Origin of the sequence: Geodermatophilus amargosae, assembly GCF_041028265.1 — a bacterium.
Lineage (GTDB): Bacteria > Actinomycetota > Actinomycetes > Mycobacteriales > Geodermatophilaceae > Geodermatophilus > Geodermatophilus amargosae_A.
Genome location: NZ_JABGCW010000005.1, coordinates 201,332 through 218,270, shown reverse-complemented (window position 1 = coordinate 218,270; position 16,939 = coordinate 201,332). Strand labels below are relative to the sequence as shown.

Annotated in this window: 14 protein-coding genes; all 14 read right to left on the bottom strand. The window is 77.0% G+C overall.

Features of this window, described 5'->3' with window-relative positions:
• Positions 1 to 27: 27 nt before the first annotated feature.
• The 14 genes from sepF to rsmH all read right to left on the bottom strand — a co-directional run bounded on the left by sepF (position 28) and on the right by rsmH (position 16,703).
• Positions 28 to 954 carry a cell division protein SepF gene (sepF, locus tag HLV61_RS23205; protein ID WP_440284480.1) on the bottom strand — a complete coding sequence of 309 codons (927 nt, stop codon included), beginning with the start codon at positions 952 to 954 and terminating at the stop codon, positions 28 to 30.
• Positions 954 to 1,703 carry a YggS family pyridoxal phosphate-dependent enzyme gene (locus tag HLV61_RS08695; protein WP_369254340.1) on the bottom strand — a complete coding sequence of 250 codons (750 nt, stop codon included), beginning with the start codon at positions 1,701 to 1,703 and terminating at the stop codon, positions 954 to 956. Before HLV61_RS08695 ends, sepF begins: the two co-directional genes overlap by 1 nt.
• Before the next feature lie 53 nt (positions 1,704 to 1,756).
• Positions 1,757 to 2,488 (bottom strand): peptidoglycan editing factor PgeF, encoded by a 732-nt coding sequence (gene pgeF, locus HLV61_RS08690; RefSeq protein WP_369254338.1) that lies wholly within the window; start codon positions 2,486 to 2,488, stop codon positions 1,757 to 1,759.
• Between the two features lie 10 nt (positions 2,489 to 2,498).
• Positions 2,499 to 3,800 (bottom strand): cell division protein FtsZ, encoded by a 1,302-nt coding sequence (gene ftsZ / locus HLV61_RS08685; RefSeq protein WP_369254336.1) that lies wholly within the window; start codon positions 3,798 to 3,800, stop codon positions 2,499 to 2,501.
• Between the two features lie 363 nt (positions 3,801 to 4,163).
• On the bottom strand, positions 4,164 to 4,952 hold the full coding sequence (locus HLV61_RS08680; RefSeq protein ID WP_369254334.1) for a cell division protein FtsQ/DivIB: 789 nt from the start codon (positions 4,950 to 4,952) through the stop codon (positions 4,164 to 4,166).
• Positions 4,949 to 6,409, bottom strand: coding sequence for a UDP-N-acetylmuramate--L-alanine ligase (murC, locus tag HLV61_RS08675; protein WP_369254332.1), 1,461 nt, complete (start codon positions 6,407 to 6,409; stop codon positions 4,949 to 4,951). The genes HLV61_RS08680 and murC overlap by 4 nt, the downstream gene beginning before the upstream one ends.
• On the bottom strand, positions 6,399 to 7,514 hold the full coding sequence (gene murG, locus HLV61_RS08670) for an undecaprenyldiphospho-muramoylpentapeptide beta-N-acetylglucosaminyltransferase (RefSeq protein ID WP_440284479.1): 1,116 nt from the start codon (positions 7,512 to 7,514) through the stop codon (positions 6,399 to 6,401). The genes murC and murG overlap by 11 nt, the downstream gene beginning before the upstream one ends.
• Positions 7,511 to 8,980, bottom strand: a complete 1,470-nt coding sequence (gene ftsW, locus HLV61_RS08665) for a putative lipid II flippase FtsW (RefSeq protein ID WP_369254330.1) — start codon at positions 8,978 to 8,980, stop codon at positions 7,511 to 7,513. The genes murG and ftsW overlap by 4 nt, the downstream gene beginning before the upstream one ends.
• 95 nt (positions 8,981 to 9,075) lie before the next feature.
• Positions 9,076 to 10,155: a phospho-N-acetylmuramoyl-pentapeptide-transferase gene (mraY, locus tag HLV61_RS08660; protein WP_369254328.1), complete on the bottom strand. Its 1,080-nt coding sequence runs from the start codon at positions 10,153 to 10,155 to the stop codon at positions 9,076 to 9,078.
• The gene (locus tag HLV61_RS08655; protein ID WP_369254326.1) at positions 10,152 to 11,582 is read right to left on the bottom strand and encodes a UDP-N-acetylmuramoyl-tripeptide--D-alanyl-D-alanine ligase; all 1,431 of its coding nucleotides are present in this window, start codon (positions 11,580 to 11,582) and stop codon (positions 10,152 to 10,154) included. Before HLV61_RS08655 ends, mraY begins: the two co-directional genes overlap by 4 nt.
• Positions 11,579 to 13,123, bottom strand: coding sequence for a UDP-N-acetylmuramoyl-L-alanyl-D-glutamate--2,6-diaminopimelate ligase (locus HLV61_RS08650; protein ID WP_369254324.1), 1,545 nt, complete (start codon positions 13,121 to 13,123; stop codon positions 11,579 to 11,581). Before HLV61_RS08650 ends, HLV61_RS08655 begins: the two co-directional genes overlap by 4 nt.
• A 100-nt stretch (positions 13,124 to 13,223) precedes the next feature.
• The gene (locus HLV61_RS08645) at positions 13,224 to 15,098 is read right to left on the bottom strand and encodes a peptidoglycan D,D-transpeptidase FtsI family protein (protein WP_369254322.1); all 1,875 of its coding nucleotides are present in this window, start codon (positions 15,096 to 15,098) and stop codon (positions 13,224 to 13,226) included.
• Between the two features lie 76 nt (positions 15,099 to 15,174).
• The gene (locus HLV61_RS08640) at positions 15,175 to 15,744 is read right to left on the bottom strand and encodes a hypothetical protein (protein WP_369254320.1); all 570 of its coding nucleotides are present in this window, start codon (positions 15,742 to 15,744) and stop codon (positions 15,175 to 15,177) included.
• A complete protein-coding gene (rsmH, locus tag HLV61_RS08635) occupies positions 15,741 to 16,703 on the bottom strand; it encodes a 16S rRNA (cytosine(1402)-N(4))-methyltransferase RsmH (protein WP_369254318.1) in 963 nt (320 codons plus the stop codon). Before rsmH ends, HLV61_RS08640 begins: the two co-directional genes overlap by 4 nt.
• Positions 16,704 to 16,939 lie beyond the last annotated feature (236 nt).

Genomic DNA, 16,939 nt, shown 5'->3' with positions numbered 1-16,939 from the left:
TGCGCTCCAGCGCCCCGGCCGACGGCGTCAGGACTCCTCGAAGAACCCGCCTTCGCGGATCTTGGCCTTGTCCTCGGCCGTCACGTCGACGTCCCGCGGGCTGAGCAGGAACACCTTGGCCGTGACGGGCTCGATGCTACCGCGCAGCCCGAAGACGAGTCCGGCGGCGAAGTCCACGAGCCGTCGCGCGTCGGCGTGGTCGAGCTCGGTGAGGTTCATGATGACCGGGCTGCCGTCGCGGAACGCCTCGCCGATGGCGCGCGCCTCGTTGTACGTCTTCGGGTGCAGCGTGGTGATCCGGTAGGGCTGCGCCACCGGGGCGGGCGCCGGCTCGGGTGCCACGGTCACCGGCTCGCGGGCGGCCAGGCCGGCCGCGGCGCCTGCGCCGCCGCTGACGCCGCCGCTGACGCCGCCGCCACCGATCCCGCCGCTCATGCCCCCGCCGACCGCGCCGATCCGGGACGGGCCCGAGGCGGCCGGCGCGATGCCGGACACCGGCTGTGCCAGTCCGAGACGGGTCGCGCCCGCGCGGCGGAGGACGGCGGGCTCGGAGCCGGCCGGGGCGGCGGCGCGCACGCCGGGACGGCCGTCGTCGACGCGGTCGCCGTCGTAGCGCTCGGGGTCGAAGCGCTCGCCGTCGTAGCGGTCGCCGTCGTGCCGGTCGGCCTCGCGGCGGCGCCCCTCCTCGGTCCGGTCGCCGGGGTAGGGGTCACCCGGCCGGTCGTACCGGCGCTCGTCGTAGCGCCCGGAGTCGTACCGGCCGTCGTCGTAGCGGGCCGGGTCGTAGCGGCCCTCGTCGAACCGGCCCTCGTCGTAGCGGCCGTCGTCGTACCTGCCGTCGCCGTACCGGTCGTGGGGGTCGGACTGGCGCACGTCGTAACGCCCGTAGGCGCGGGCGTCGTCGTCCTCGACGAGTCCGAGGTAGATGCCCATCTTCCGCATGGCACCGGCCATCAGACGACCTCCTCCGGGGATCCGGCTGGGACCCCTGTGACTGGTGTGACTCGGGCCGAGGTTAGGGGTCGGGAGCCGAAGATCGCGGTACCGACACGCACGAGCGTGGCGCCCGCCGCGACCGCCTCCTCGAGGTCGCCGCTCATCCCCGCGGACAGCTCGGCGGCACCGGGGTGGTCGGCCCGCACGCGCTCGGCGAGGGCGGCCAGCCGGAGGAAGGCGGGGCCGGGCTCCTCGCCGCGCGGCGCGACCGCCATGAGGCCCCGCAGGGTCAGCCCGGGCAGGTCCGCCACGGCGTCGGCGAGCGCCGGGACGTCGCCGGGCGCGGCGCCACCCCGCTCGGCCAGCTCACCGGCCGCACCGCCGAGGTCGACCTGGAGGAAGACGCCGACCGGCCGCCCGGCCTCCTCCCCCACCCGCGCCAGGGCGCGGGCCAGCGGCAGCCGGTCGACGGAGTGGACGACGGCGCCGGTGCGGGCGACGGCGGCGGCCTTGTTGCGCTGCAGCTGGCCGATGAAGTGCCACTCGAGCGGCAGGTCGGCGAGCTCGGCGGCCTTGGCCGTGAGCTCCTGGGCGCGGTTCTCGCCGAACGCCGCCTGGCCGAGCGCGGCGAGCTCGCGGACCGCCTCGGCCGGCCAGGTCTTGCTGACCGCGAGGAGGGTCACCGCCGCCGGGTCGCGCCCGGCGGCGCGGGCGGCGGCGGCGATGCGGTCGCGCACGGCCCGCAGGCGGTCGGCCGGGGAGGTCATGGACCGATCCTCCCCGGTGACGTACGGGAACGGCTCTCCTGCCGGCCCTGCGATCAGCCGAGCCAGGTGACGCCGGCCTGGCGGCCGGTGACGCCGTCGCGGCGGTGGCTGAACAGCCGCCGGTCCTCGACGGTGCAGCGCGGGTCGTGGACCACCTGGGGCAGGCCGGCGCGGGTGAGCAGCTCGGCGAGGCCGGCCCGCAGGTCCAGCCCCGGCGTCCCCGTCCGGGTGCGCACGGCGGACGCGGGCGCCACCCGGGCCAACTCGGCCTGCATCACCCGCGGCACCTCGTAGTCGGCGCCGCAGACGGCGGGGCCGAGCAGCGCGGTGGTGTCGGCCGGCCGGCTGCCCAGCCGCGCCATGGCGGCGAGCGTGGCGGGGACGACGCCCTTCCGGACGCCCTCCCGGCCGGCGTGGACGGCGGCGACCACCCCGGCGACCGGGTCGGCGAGGAGCACGGGGACGCAGTCGGCGACCAGCACGCACAGCACCAGGCCGGGCGTGCGGGTCACCAGCGCGTCGGTGCCGGGCAGCGGCCCCTCGACCGGCCCGTCGACGACGGCGACACCGGCGCCGTGGACCTGGTCCATCCACACGAGCTGCTCGCCGGTCACGCCGAGCTCGCGGGCCAGCCGCTCGCGGTTGGCCGCGACGTCGACGGGGTCGTCGCCGACGTGGCCGCCGAGGTTGAAGGCGTCGTAGGGCGGACGCGAGCGGCCGCCCCGCCGGTCGGTGACGACCCTGCGGGGTCGCACCGCCGACGGGGCGACCGGGATCGAGCTCACCGCGCGGCCCCTACTGGCGGAGGAACTCCGGGATGTCGAGCTCCTCCTCGAAGTCCTCGTTGCCGAGCGGGCGGCGGCCGGCCGAGGCGGCGCTGGCCGCGGAGTTGTGCACCGGCGGCAGCGGCGGGACGGTGATCCCCCCGCCCGTGGGCGGAGCCTGCCGCGCCGGAGCCGGAGCCGGAGCCGGGGCCTGGGCGGCCTGCGGCGCCGACACGGGCGCCGGAGGCACGTGGCCGACGAGGCGCTCCCCCGTCGCCCGCGGCGGGGCGGGCGCGACCGGCGGCGGCGGGCTGCTGAACCGGCTGGGCGCGGCCGGGGCCGCCGCCGGGACCGAGGCGACGGCGCCGTCCTTGCGGGAGGAGGGCCGGCCGCCGTCGAAGCCCGCGGCGATGACGGTCACGCGGACCTCGTCGCCCAGGGCGTCGTCGATGACCGCGCCGAAGATGATGTTGGCGTCGGCGTGCGCGGCGTCCGACACCAGCGAGGCGGCCTCGTTGATCTCGAACAGGCCCAGGTCCGAGCCACCGGAGATCGACAGCAGGACGCCGTGGGCGCCCTCCATCGAGGCCTCCAGCAGCGGGCTGGCGATCGCCTGCTCGGCGGCGAGCAGGGCGCGGTTGTCGCCCCGGGCGCTGCCGATGCCCATCAGCGCCGACCCGGCACCGGACATGACCGACTTGACGTCGGCGAAGTCCAGGTTGATCAGGCCCGGCGTCGTGATCAGGTCGGTGATGCCCTGGACACCGGAGAGCAGCACCTGGTCGGCGGTGCGGAACGCGTCCATGACGCTGACGTTGCGGTCGCCGAGCTGCAGCAGCCGGTCGTTGGGGATGACGATGAGCGTGTCGCACTCGTTGCGCAGCTCCTCGATCCCCGATTCGGCCTGCACCGCGCGCCGCTTGCCCTCGAAGGAGAACGGCCGGGTGACCACACCGATGGTCAGCGCGCCGAGCTTGCGGGCGATCGAGGCGACGACGGGTGCACCGCCGGTGCCGGTGCCGCCGCCCTCGCCGGCGGTCACGAAGACCATGTCGGCGCCCTTGAGCACCTCCTCGATCTCCTCGCGGTGGTCCTCGGCGGCCTGGCGGCCGACGTCGGGCTGCGCGCCGGCGCCGAGGCCGCGGGTGAGCTCGCGGCCGACGTCGAGCTTGACGTCGGCGTCGCTCATCAGCAGCGCCTGCGCGTCGGTGTTGATGGCGATGAACTCCACCCCCTTCAGACCGACCTCGATCATCCGGTTGACCGCGTTCACACCGCCGCCGCCGATGCCGACGACCTTGATGACCGCGAGGTAGTTGTGCGGAGGTGTCATGTGGGGCTCCCGACCTCGACCCTCATCCTCAAGTGGAGACTTAGTGTTATGTCAACTGGGTCGACGCGGACGAAGTTAGGTGGGGCACGTCAGGCCCTACAAGCACCCTCCCCGGCCCGGCGTGTCGCGAGCACGACACCTCACGGACACCGGACGACCCGGTGGTCACATCTGCACCACGGTCGGTGACGACCCGCCTGTCGCAGGCCTCATCCCCGGCTCGAGGGTCGCCACCCGGGCGGGACGGGGACGAATCGGATCCGGACCGCGTGTCGGGCGTGTCGCGGAGCTGGGCGTGTCGGCGCCGCGCCGCCCGGACCGCCCTCCGCACTCGCGCGCACACGGTGCGCGAGGACGCGGTCCTCAGCGGAGGACGACGGCGCCCGGCGCGCTGACGTCGATGGTCGCCGCGGGGTCGAGCCCGCCGGACGCGACCTGGGCCAGGAGCGCGACCAGGGCCGCGGACTTGTCGTCGGCGTCGTCGGCACCGCCCCAGACGACGGCCGTGCCGTCGGCGAGGGTCAGCGTGACGTCCTCGCCGGTGGTGGCCCGGGCGCCGGTGACCTCTCCGCGGACGTCGGCCGGCAGCGACACCAGCGCGCCCAGCGCCGAGCGGGTGGCCGGGTCGTCAGGGCCGGGCGAGGCGACGTCGAGCGGGACGACGCCGTCGGGCGCGGGGCCGGTGACGGTGTCGAACAGCATCCCGGAGGCGTCGACCAGCGAGCGCGTCCCGGCCTGCTCGACGACGGCGACCGGCCGCCGCTCGACCACCGTGACCACGACGCTGCGCGGCCAGCCGCGGGTCACCGAGACGTCGGCCACCTGGGGCAGCCGGGACACGCGCGCGGCGGCGGCGTCGACGTCGACCCGCAGCAGCGGGGTCCCGTCGGCGATGCCGGCCGCGGTGCGGACCTGCTCGGCGGTGAGCGTCGTGGCGCCGTCGACGTGCACCCGGTGCACGGCCAGCAGCGGGCTGGCCCACACCGCCCACCACGCCAGGGCGACGACGGCGACGGCGACCGCGGCCCGGACGACGCGGCGCCGGCGGCGGTCGGCCGGGGTGTCGCGGCGCGGGCGGCGCCGGGCCGGCCGGGCGACCTCCGCCGGGGCCCCGCGCTCCCGGTCGGCGGTCGTCAGACCGGTGCGGCTCACTGCCCCGGGCCCCCGTCCCCGGCGACGGCGCCACCGGGGACGCCGTCGCCCAGGACGGCGAGGACCTCCGGGCCGAGCATGGACACGTCGCCGGCGCCCATGGTGATGACCAGGTCGCCGGCACGGGCGCGGCCGGCCAGCGCCGGGGCGGCCGCCGACCACGAGGGCTCGAAGGCCACCCGGCCGGGCGGGAGCGGGACGGCGTCGGCCACCAGCGCGCCGGTGACGCCGGGGACCGGGTCCTCGCGGGCGCCGTAGACGTCCATCACCACGACCTCGTCGGCCAGGCCGAGGGCCGTGCCGAAGGCGGTCGCGAACTCCCGGGTGCGGCTGTAGAGGTGCGGCTGGAAGGCCACGACGACGCGGCCGTCGCCGGCCACCGCGCGGGCGGCGTGCAGCTGGGCGGTCACCTCGGTCGGGTGGTGGGCGTAGTCGTCGAAGACGCGCACGCCGACGGCCACGCCCTTGAGCTCGAAGCGGCGGCGCACTCCCCCGAAGCGCTCGAGCCCCGCGATCAGACCCTCGGCGGGCAGGCCGAGCTCGAGGCCGGCCAGCAGCGCGGCGGCGCTGTTGCGGGCCATGTGCTCGCCGGGCACCAGGATCCGGACCCTGCCCAGCACGGCGCCGTCGAGGACGGCGGTCCAGCTCGTGGCGTCGGGGCCGACGTCGAGGTCGACGAGCCGCAGGTCGGCGTCCTCGGCGGTGCCGTAGGTGCGCACCCGGGCCGGGGTCGGGACGCCACGCAGCCGGGCCGCGCCCGGGTCGTCGGCGCACAGCACGACGAACCCGTCGGGGTGCACGGTGCCGAGGAACCGGTCGAAGGCCGCCTCGACCGCGGCGAGGTCGCCGTAGTTGTCCAGGTGGTCGGCCTCGACGTTGGTGACGATCCCGCCGTGGGGGGCCAGCAGCAGGAAGGAGCGGTCGCTCTCGTCGGCCTCGGCGACGAAGACGTCGCCCTCCCCCGCGTGCGCGTTGCTGCCCGACTCGTTGAGGTTGCCGCCGATGGCGAACGACGCGTCGACCCCGCAGGCCTGCACCGCGACGGTGAGCATCGAGGTGGTCGAGGTCTTCCCGTGTGTCCCGGCGACGGCGACGCTGCGCCGTCCGGCCATGACCGCGGCGAGCGCCACCGCACGCGGCAACACCAGCAGCCCGCTGGCCCGGGCGGCCGCGAGCTCGGGGTTGTCCTCGCGGATCGCCGAGGAGACGACCACCGAGTCGGCGTCGCCGAGGTGGGCGGCGTCGTGCCCGACCTCCACGCGGGCCCCGAGGGCGCGCAGCGCCAGCAGGGTGGGGGTGTCGCGGCGGTCGCTGCCCGACACCGGAACCCCGCGGGCGAGCAGGATCCGCGCGATGCCGCTCATGCCGGCACCGCCGATCCCGACGAAGTGCACCGCGCCGAGGTCCTCCAGCGAGGGCACGGGCGCCGACCAGGCCGCCGTCGCGTCAGCGGTCACCGGCCGCCACCTCCAGCACGATGTCGGCCAGCCGCTCGTCGGCGTCGGGCACGCCGGCCGCGGCGGCGTGCGCGGCGTAGCCCGACAGCGCGGCGGGGTCGGTCAGCAGCGGGAGCAGCGTGGCCTCGATCCACTGCGGCGAGAGCTCGGCGTCCTCCACGAGCAGCCCGCCGCCAGCCTCGACCACCGGCAGGGCGTTGCGCCGCTGCTCGCCGTTGCCGATGGGCAGGGGCACGAACGCCGCGGGCAGGCCGACGGCGGACAGCTCGGCGACGGTCACCGCGCCCGAGCGGCACAGGGCCAGGTCGGCGGCGGCGTAGGCGAGGTCCATCCGCTCCAGGTAGTCGACGACGACGTAGGGCGCCGCACCGGCCGGGCGGGGCGGCACCGCGACGTCGGTGTTCTTGGGGCCGCGGGCGTGCAGCACCTGGACGCCGGCGGCGGTGAGCGCGTCGGCCGCGGCGGTGGCCGCCCGGTTGAGCGAGGCGGCGCCCTGCGAGCCGCCGACGACCAGCAGCGTGGGCCGGTCGGCGTCCAGGCCGAGGGTCTCCCGTGCCTCGGCGCGGCGGGCGGCGCGGTCCAGGCCGCTGATCGCGGTGCGCAGCGGCATGCCGACGTGCTCGCCGCGGTGCAGCGGCGTGCCGGGCACGGTCACCGCCACGCGGGCGGCGATCCGGGCGCCGACCCGGTTGGCCAGCCCCGGCAGGGCGTTCTGCTCGTGCACCACGACCGGCACGGAGGCGCGCCGCGCGGCCAGGTAGGCCGGCAGGGCCACGTACCCGCCGAAGCCGACGACGACGTCGGCGGCCAGCTCGTCGAGCAGCGCACGGGTGTCGGCGACCGAGCGGCGCACCCGGCCGGGCACGCGCAGCAGGTCGAGCGTGGGCCTGCGCGGCAGCGGCACGGGCGGGATGAGCCGCAGGTCGTAGCCGCGGGCGGGCACCAGCCGGGTCTCCATGCCGCGGGCGGTGCCCAGGCAGGTGATCCGCGGCGGGGCGTCGTCCCCGGGGGTGGTGCGGCGGCCCAGCGCGTCGGCCAGCGCCAGCATCGGCTCGATGTGGCCGCCGGTGCCGCCACCGGCCAGGACGACCGACAGCGGGCTCACCGGGACCGTCCGGGACGGTCGGCCGGGCGCACCGGCGTGCGGTCGCGGTCGGCGGGCCGGGTGGGCACGCGGTCCCGGTCGGGACGCCGGAGCGCCGGCCGGGGCACGTCGGCCGACGGCCGCCGGACGGGGTGGGCCTCCACGGGGCGGCGGGCACCCGGAGCGGCCGGGCGCCCGGGCCGGTCCCTGCGGGGCCGGACCGGGTCGACGGCGTGGGCGGGGACGGGCAGGAGCCAGCGGGCCAGGCGGCCGCGGGGTGCGCGGCGCAGGTGCTCGATGGCCTCGGGCTCGGATCGGGCGAAGCGGATGAGGAGCCCCACGATGAAGAGGGTGAGCACCAGCGAGGTGCCACCGGCGGAGACCAGCGGGAGGGTGACCCCGGTGACCGGGAGCAGTCCCACCACGTAGCCCATGTTGAGGGCCGCCTGGCCGACCAGCCAGACGGTGATCGCCACGCTGGCCAGCGACACGAAGCGATCGGCGGCGCGGCGGGCGATGCGGAAGCCGGCGTAGGCCAGCACCGCGTAGAGGGTGATCACGACGACGCAGCCGAGGAAGCCGAGCTCCTCGCCGATGATCGCGAAGATGTAGTCCGACTCGGCCTCGGGCAGCAGGTTCCACTTCATGGCGCTGTTGCCCAGGCCCACGCCCCACAGGCCGCCGGTGGCCAGGGCGTAGAAGCCGCGGATGGCCTGGAAGCCGGTGTCGGTGGGGTCGTCGAAGGGGTGGAGGAAGGCCGTCACCCGCTCCATCCGGTACTCCGACGTCCCGACCATGAGGACGACGAGGGTGACCACGCTGGCGCCGCCGACCGCCCAGAGCCGGCCGGGCAGGCCACCGGCGTAGAGGAGGCCCGCCACCACCAGCAGCAGGCTGATCACCGCCCCGAAGTCGGGCTCGAGCATGAGCAGCCCGCACAGCAGGACGAACACCGGGATGAGCGGCAGCAGCAGTGTCTTGACCGTCAGGTGCCGCCCGTGGACGGCCAGCACGTGCGCGCCCCACAGGGAGACGACGAGCTTGGACAGCTCGGAGGGCTGGAAGTCGGTGAACCCGAGGCTGATCCAGGCCCGGGAGCCGTTGTACTCCACGCCGATGCCCGGGACGAGCACGGCCACGAGCAGGACGACGACGGCGATGAGCGCGATCGGCGACCAGCGCCGGACCAGCCCGGCGGGCAGCCGCACCGCCACCCCGAGGGCGACCAGGCCGAGCGCGGCGAACAGCAGCTGGTCCACGCCCGGGCGCCAGGCCGGCTGGTCGGCGAGCGCCGCCTCGATCGCCGAGGCGGAGAAGACCATGACCAGCCCGATGGCCAGCAGCAGGCCGGCGGCGCCGATGACGAGGTGGCAGCTGGTCATGGGCCCGTCGAGCCAGGCGGGACCGCGCAGCCGCCGCCGCGTCCCCGCGGCGGGCGTCCGGCGGGGCGTGCGGCGGGCGCGGGTCGACTCGCTCCGGCCGTCCATCCCGCCATCGTCGCCGCTGCGGGCGCGCAGCCCGGTCAACGGCCGCGCGTGTCGCGCGCGGTCCCCGCGGACCGGCACGCTCCCCGACCGCCCGCTCACAGTCCGGTGATGGACAGCCAGTCGGCGTAGAACAGGCCGAGGCCGAACGCCACGGCCATGCCGGTCACCAGCCAGAACCGCACGATGACGGTGTTCTCCGCCCATCCGGCCAGCTCGAAGTGGTGGTGCAGCGGCGCCATCCGGAACACCCGGCGCCGGGTGGCGCGGAAGAAGGCCACCTGGATGACCACCGACAGGGTCACCGCCACGAACAGGCCACCGAGGACGATGAGCAGCAGCTCGGTGCGGGTGACGACGGCCAGCCCGGCCAGCAGGCCGCCGAGGGCCAGCGACCCGGTGTCGCCCATGAAGATCCGTGCCGGGCTGGTGTTCCACCACAGGAAGCCCAGGCAGGCGCCGAGCCCGGCGGCGGCCACCAGCGTGATGTCCAGCGGGTCGCGGACCTGGTAGCAGCCGTCGACCACCGCGCTGGAGCAGTCGTGGGTGAACTGCCAGAACGAGATGACCGTGTAGGCGCCGCAGACCATCGCCGAGCAGCCGGCCGCCAGCCCGTCGAGGCCGTCGGTCAGGTTCACCGCGTTGGAGAACCCGGCGATGAACAGGTAGGCGAGGATCACGAACCCGACCGAGCCGAGGAACAGCGGCCCGATGTCGCGGACGAAGGAGACGAACTCCGAGGCCGGCCGCACGCCCGCCTCGTCGGGGAAGTTCAGCGCGAGGACGGCGAAGGCGACACCGATCACCAGCTGGCCGACCAGCTTCGAGGTCTTGTTCAGCCCGAGGCTGCGCCGGAACCGGATCTTGAGGTAGTCGTCGAGGAAGCCGACGGTGCCCAGCCCCACCATGAGGAAGAGCACCAGCAGGCCGCTGGCGGTGACCCCGCGGTTGGGCTGGCCGATGAGGAACAGGTGCGAGAGGAGGTACCCGCCGACGGTCGCACCGACGATGACGGTGCCGCCCATGGTGGGCGTGCCCTTCTTGGACAGGTGCGACTCGGGGCCGTCGTCGCGGATCTCCTGCCCGAAGCCGCGCCGGCGGAAGACCCGGACGGCCAGCGGCGTGCAGAGGATCGAGATGATCAGCCCGAAGGCCGCGGCGATGAGGACGGACTTCACGCGCCTGCCCCGGACCGGTCGCCGTCAGCGGCCCCGCCGCGGGCCAGCAGGCCGTCGGCCACGACCTCCAGCCCGTGGGACCGGCTGGCCTTCACCAGCACGACGTCACCGGGCACCAGCACCTCCGAGAGCAGGTCGAGGGCGGCCGCCCGGTCGGGCACGGACACGACCCGTGTCCCGGCGCCCACCCCGTGGTGGGCACCGGCGGCCGTGGCACCCGCCACCATCCCTACCCCATCCGGTCCGACGGCGACGAGCAGGTCGACCCCGGCGGCGAGCGCGTCGCGGCCCAGCCGCTCGTGCTCGGCGTCGGCGTCGGGACCGAGCTCGGCCATCCCGCCGAGGACGGCGACCCGGCGGGTGGCGGACAGGCCGGCGAGCGCGGCGAGCGCGGCGCGCATCGACTCGGGGTTGGCGTTGTAGGCGTCGTTGACCACGGTCACCCCGTCGGCGCGGCGGGAGACCTCCATGCGCCAGCGGCTGCGCGGCTGCGCCGCCGAGAGCGCCTCCGCCACCGCGGCGGGGGTCGTGCCGGCGGCCAGGGCGGCGGCCGCGGCCGACAGCGCGTTGGCCACCTGGTGCTCCCCCACCACCTGCAGCGCCACCGGGTGCTCCTCGCCGCCGGCGGCGAGCGTGAAGCGGGCGCGGGCGGCGTCGTCGAGGGTGACGCCGGTGGCGCGGACGTCGGCGCCGTCGGCGCGGCCTGTGGTGACCACCCGGGCCCGGGTGCGCGGCGCCATCGCGGCCACCCGTGGGTCGTCGGCGTTGAGCACGGCGGTGCCCGACTCCGGGAGCGCCTCCACCAGCTCGCCCTTGGCCAGCGCGATCCCGTCGGCCGAGCCGAACTCGCCGAGGTGCGCCGAGCCGACGTTGAGCACCACGCCGACGTCGGGCCGGGCGACGGCGCACAGCCGGGCGATGTGCCCGATGCCGCGCGCGCCCATCTCCAGCACGAGGTAACGGGTGTCCTCGTCGGCCGAGAGCACGGTCAGCGGCAGGCCGATGTCGTTGTTGAACGAGCCGGGCGGGCTGACCGTGGGCCCGGCGGCGGCGAGCACCTGGCCGAGCAGGTCCTTGGTGGAGGTCTTGCCCGAGGAGCCGGTGATGCCGAGCGTGAACAGCCCGCCCGCGGCCAGCCGGGCGTGCACCGCGGCGGCCAGCCGGCCCAGCGCGGCGACGGCGTCGTCGACCACCAGCGCCGGCAGCGGCCCGCCGGGGCGGGTGGTCAGCGCGGCGACGGCGCCGGCGGCGGCCACGTCGTCGAGGAAGTCGTGCCCGTCGACGCGCTCGCCGGCGACCGCGACGAACAGGTCGCCGGCCCCGACGGTGCGCGAGTCGAGGGTGACGCCGGTGACGGTCCCCTCGGCGGCGTGCGGCAACGCTGCGCCGACGGCCTCCGCGACCTCGGCGAGGGTCAGGGCGATCACCGGCGGGCCGCCCCGGCGGGAGTCCCGGTGATGACCTCGCGCAGCACCGCGCGGTCGTCGAACGGCGTCACGGTGCCGGCGACCTCCTGACCCGACTCGTGTCCCTTGCCGGCCACCAGGACGGTGTCGCCGGGTCGTGCCAGCGCGACCGCGCGGGCGATGGCCGCCCGCCGGTCGCCGATCTCCTCGACCGACCCCCGCCACGCGTCCGGCACCCCGGAGAGGACGGCGGCGCGGATGGCCGCGGGGTCCTCCGAGCGCGGGTTGTCGTCGGTGACGACGAGGTGGTCGCTGCCGAGCGCCGCGGCGGCACCCATCGCCGGGCGCTTGCCGGGGTCGCGGTCGCCGCCACAGCCGAGCACGGTGACCAGCCTGCCGGTCGTGGCGCCGCGCAGCGCGGCGAGCGCGGAGGCGACGGCGTCGGGGGTGTGCGCGTAGTCGACGACGGCGGTGAACGACTGGCCGGCGTCGACCGGCTCCATGCGGCCGGGCACGACGGCGCCGCCGATCCCCTCGAGCGCCGCGGGCACCGGCACACCGACCGCGTCGAGCAGCGCGACGGCGAGCACCGCGTTGGTGACGTTGAACCGCCCGGGCAGCCGCACCCGCGCCGGCCAGGTGCCGCCGGGGCCGGCGACGGTGAACGCCGAGCCGCCGTCGGGGGCCCGGACGACGTCGGTGGCCGTCCAGTCCGCGTCCGCCCCCTCGGCGGAGACGGTCAGCGCCCGCTCCCCCACCATCCCGGCCAGGCGGCGGCCGTGGTCGTCGTCGACCACGACGACCTCCCGCGCGGCGCGGCCGTCGAACAGCAGCGCCTTGGCCCGGAAGTAGTCCTCGAGGTCGCGGTGGAAGTCGAGGTGGTCCTGGCTGAGGTTGGTGAACCCGGCCACGGCGAAGGGCACCCCGCCGACCCGGCCCTGCACCAGCGCGTGGCTGGAGACCTCCATGACCACGGTGTCGACGCCGGACTCGGCCATGGTGGCCAGCAGCGCGTGCAGCACCGGCGCCTCGGGCGTGGTGCGGACGCTGGGGAAGGCGGTCTCGGTGCCCCGGGCGCGCACCCGGGTCTGCACGGTGCCGATCAGGCCGGTGCCGCGCCCGGCGGCGGCCAGCCCGGCCTCGACCAGGTACGCCGTCGTCGTCTTGCCGTTGGTGCCGGTGATGCCGACGACCGGCAGCCGGCGCGCGGGCTCGCCGTAGACGCGGGCGGCGACGTCGCCGAGCAGCGCGCGCGGCTCCTCGACGACGCACACCGGCAGGCCGGTGGCGGCCGCCTCGTCCCGGCCGGTGGGGTCGGTGAGGACGGCGACGGCGCCGCGGCCGGCCGCGTCGGCGGCGTAGCGCGCGCCGTGCGTGCGGGCGCCGGGCAGGGCGGCGTAGAGGTCGCCGGGCCGCACCTCGGGCGAGGCCAGCGTGACGCCTGTGACCGCCGTCGCGGGGTCCCCCTGCACGGGGTCGCCGACGAGGTCGCGCAGCGCGCTGAGGGCGAGCGGGCGGGTCCCCGCAGGCCGGGGCACCGACGCGGGTCCGGTCGGGCTCACGTCGGGCCAATCTACCGGCGGTCCGGTCCCGTCCCGCGCACCCGCAGGCGCTCGGCGGTGTCCGGGGGCGTGCACCTCCGCGGAGTCGCCCGTCCCGGGGTCAGTCGCCGGCCGCGGTCCCGGCGAGGTCGGCACCGGTGAGCGCGAAGTCCGGCCGCGGCGTGCCCGACGGCACCACCCCGCCCTCGGTGAGCACGTAGCGCATGACGTCGGCGAACACGGGCGCGGCGACCTGGCCGCCCTCGGCGGAGCTGGTGGGCCGCTCGAGGTCGACCGCGACGACGTACTGCGGGTCGTCGGCCGGGGCGAACCCGACGAAGGTGGTCACGTAGCCGCCGCCCTCGTAGCAGCCGCAGTCGGGGTTGGCCCGCTGTGCCGTCCCGGTCTTGCCGGCCACCCGGTAGCCGTCGACCTCGCCCAGTGGCGCCGTGCCGCCCGGGCCGACGACGGCCTCGAGCATGTGGGCGAGGTCGTCGGCGGTGTCCTCGCTGACCACGCGGGTCGGCTCGGCCGCGGCCGGGGTCGACGTCGTCCCGTCGGGCGCGGTCACCGAGGCGACCACCCGCGGCGGGACGCGGACGCCGCCGTTGGCGAGGGTCTGGTAGATCGAGGCCATCTGCAGCGTCGTCACCGACACGCCCTGGCCGATCGGCACGTTGGCCGCGCGGCTCTCGGTCCACTCGGCGGAGTCCTGCAGGATGCCCGCGCTCTCGCCGGGCAGCTCGATGCCGCTCCGCTCGCCGAGGCCGAAGGCGCGCAGGTAGCGCTCCAGCGTCTCGTCGCCGACCTCGCGGGCCAGCATGATCGTCCCGACGTTGCTGGACTTGGCGAGGATGCCGGTCACCGTCCAGTCGATGGGGGCGTGGTCGTGGGCGTCGGTGACGACGGCGTCGCCGGCCTGGATGTGCCCGTCGACCGTGAGCACCCGGTCCGGGGTGGCCCTGCCCTCCTCGATCGCGGCGGCCAGGGTCACCGCCTTCATCACCGAGCCGGGCTCGAAGACGTCGGAGACCAGCGGGTTGCCGAGCAGCTCCGGGTCGGTGCTGCTCGCCCGGGCGGGGTCGTAGCCGGGGCAGGACCCCATGGCGACCACCTGGCCGGTGTGCACGTCGAGGACGACGGCGGAGGCGCGGGTGGTCGCGCCGTCGGCGCAGGCCTGCGCGAGGCGCTGCTCGGCCATGTACTGGACGTCCTGGTCGATCGTGAGCTCGACGGTGCTGCCGTCGGTGGCCGGTGTGGACTCGTCGATGCCCGACGGGATGGGGTTGCCGCCGCTGCCCACCTCGACCCGGCGCTGCCCGTCGGTGCCGGCGAGCGCGTCCTGGAAGCCCAGCTCGACGCCGGCCAGGCCCTCGCCGTCGCGGCCGACGAAGCCGATCACCTGCCCGCCGACGGTCCCGGTCGGGTACAGCCGCACCGGGTCGTCCTCGAAGGAGACGCCGGCCAGCTCGAGCGCGTCGATGGCCTCGACCGTCTCCGGCGACACCTGCCGGGCCAGGACGACGTAGCGCCCGTCCGCCGTCAGCCGGCCGGTGAGGTCGGACACCGGCACGTCGAGCAGCGCGGTGAGGGCCAGCGCGGTGCGCTCGGGGTCCTCGACCACGGTCGGGTCGGCCACCACCCGCGAGGCGTCGACGGTGTAGGCGAAGGGGTTGCCGTCGCGGTCGACGATCGCGCCGCGCAGGGCGGCGATCGGGTAGGTGCGCAGCCGGTCCTGCTCGGCGGCGTTGGCGTACGCGCCGCCGTCGACGCCCTGCAGCAGCACCAGCTTGCCGGTCACCACCAGCAGCGGGACGACGACGAGCACCAGTCCCCACCACAGCCGCCCCGGGCCGGAGGTCAGCGGCCGGCCGACCCGCCGGCTGCCGGGGGCGCGGCGCGGGGCGAAGGCGCCGGAGCGGGGCAGCGGCTCGCGCGACAGCGGCTCACGCGGGGCGCGGGGCGCGCCGGCGCGCGGCGCGGGACGCGGCACCACTCCCCGGCTCCCCCGGGGAGCCGTGCGCGGTGCGGTGCGGCGGCCGGGCTCCGGGCCGCGGACGGGTGGCGCCACCTCAGTCCCCCTCCGCCGGTGCGCCGGGGACCGGGGCGGGCTCGGGCTCGCCGCGCAGGACGGCGGTGCCGTCGGGACCGATCACCAGGTGACCGGCGGCACCGGCGGGCACCAGGCCCGCGGCGACCGCGGCCGCGGCCAGCTGCGCCGGCGTGCTGCCGGAGACGACCTGCTGCTCCAGCTGCTGCACCTCCTCGGCCTTCTCGGCGTTGGCGGTGCGCAGCTCGGTGGCCCGCAGCGAGTTGACCGCGATCGCGGTGTTGAGCACCAGCAGGCCGATGGTGGTGAGCACCAGCAGCGCGACGAGCAGCAGCGCGAACGGCGCGCGCCGCCGGGCGGCCGCGCGGCGGGACCGGGACGCGCCGCCGGGCAGCAGCCGCAGCTCGGGCGCCGGGGTGCGGGGGGTCGGGGTCCGGGGGGTCGGGACGCGCGGGGCCGGGCCGGTGCCCCGCGTCCGGCCGGGAACGGCCCGGAGCGGACGGGACGGGACGGCGCGCGAGGGGACGGCCCGGGCGGCCCGGTCCCCCGGCGGCCCGGGCTCGGCGCGCGGGGCGCGGGCGGTGGCGCTCATGCGGCCCGCCGGATGCGCTCGGCCGCGCGGACACGGGCCGAGGCCGCCCGCGGGTTGGCGGCCAGCTCGTCGTCGCCGGGGCCCTCGCCGCCCCGGGTGAGCAGCCGCAGCACGGGGCCGTACTCGGGCAGCCGGACCGGCAGCTCCGGCGGCGTGCGGTCGGTGGCACCGGCGGCGAGGGTCTGCTTCACGATGCGGTCCTCGAGCGAGTGGAAGGTGATGACGGCGATCCGGCCGCCGACGGCGAGCGCGTCCAGTGCCGAGGGCAGCGCCCGCTGCAGCGCACCGAGCTCGTCGTTGACCTCGATCCGCAGGGCCTGGAAGGTCCGCTTCGCCGGGTGGCCGCCGGTGCGGCGGGTGGCGGCGGGGATGGCGTCGCGCACGAGGTGGGCCAGCCGCTCGGTGCGGGTGAACGGCTCGCGGGCCCGCTCGCGGACGATCGCGGCGGCGATCCGGGAGGCGAATCGCTCCTCCCCGTACACGCGCAGCACCCGGGCGAGCTCGGCCGCGGGATAGGTGTTGACGACGTCGGCGGCGCTGCGCGGGGCGCCGGGGTCCATGCGCATGTCCAGCGGCCCGTCGCCGGCGTAGCTGAAGCCGCGCTCGGGCCGGTCGAGCTGCAGCGAGGAGACGCCGAGGTCGAACAGCACCGCCTGCACCTCGGGCAGGCCCAGCCGGTCGAGGACGTCGGGGAGCTCGTCGAAGACGGCCGGCACGAGGGTGGCGCGGTCGGCGTGCCCGGCGGCGTCGATGCGGACGGCGGCCTCGGCACGGGCCTGCGGGTCGCGGTCGAGGCCCACCAGGCGCAGCCCGGGGTGGGCGTCGAGCAGGGCCAGCGAGTGCCCGGCCAGGCCGAGGGTGGCGTCCACGAGCACGGCGCCCTCGGCGGCGCAGGCCGGGCCGAGCAGCGCGGTGACGCGGTCGAGGAGGACCGGCACGTGCACCGCGGGCGTGCTCACGTCGTCCTCCTCGCGGGTCGGGCCCCCGGGCGGGGCGGGCGTCTCATGGTGACGCGGACGGCGGGTGGGCTGCGGGAGCTCGCCGGGCGTGCCGCGCGGCAGGTGCGGTGCCCGGGTGCTGTGGTCGGGGGTGCGGAGAAGAGGAGACCCCCGCCTCCCGCGGGACCGCCTGGCGCCGGGGAAGTGCGTCAGGAGGCCGCGGGGGGCGGGGGTCGCCGGTTGCCGGTGGCCGGTCC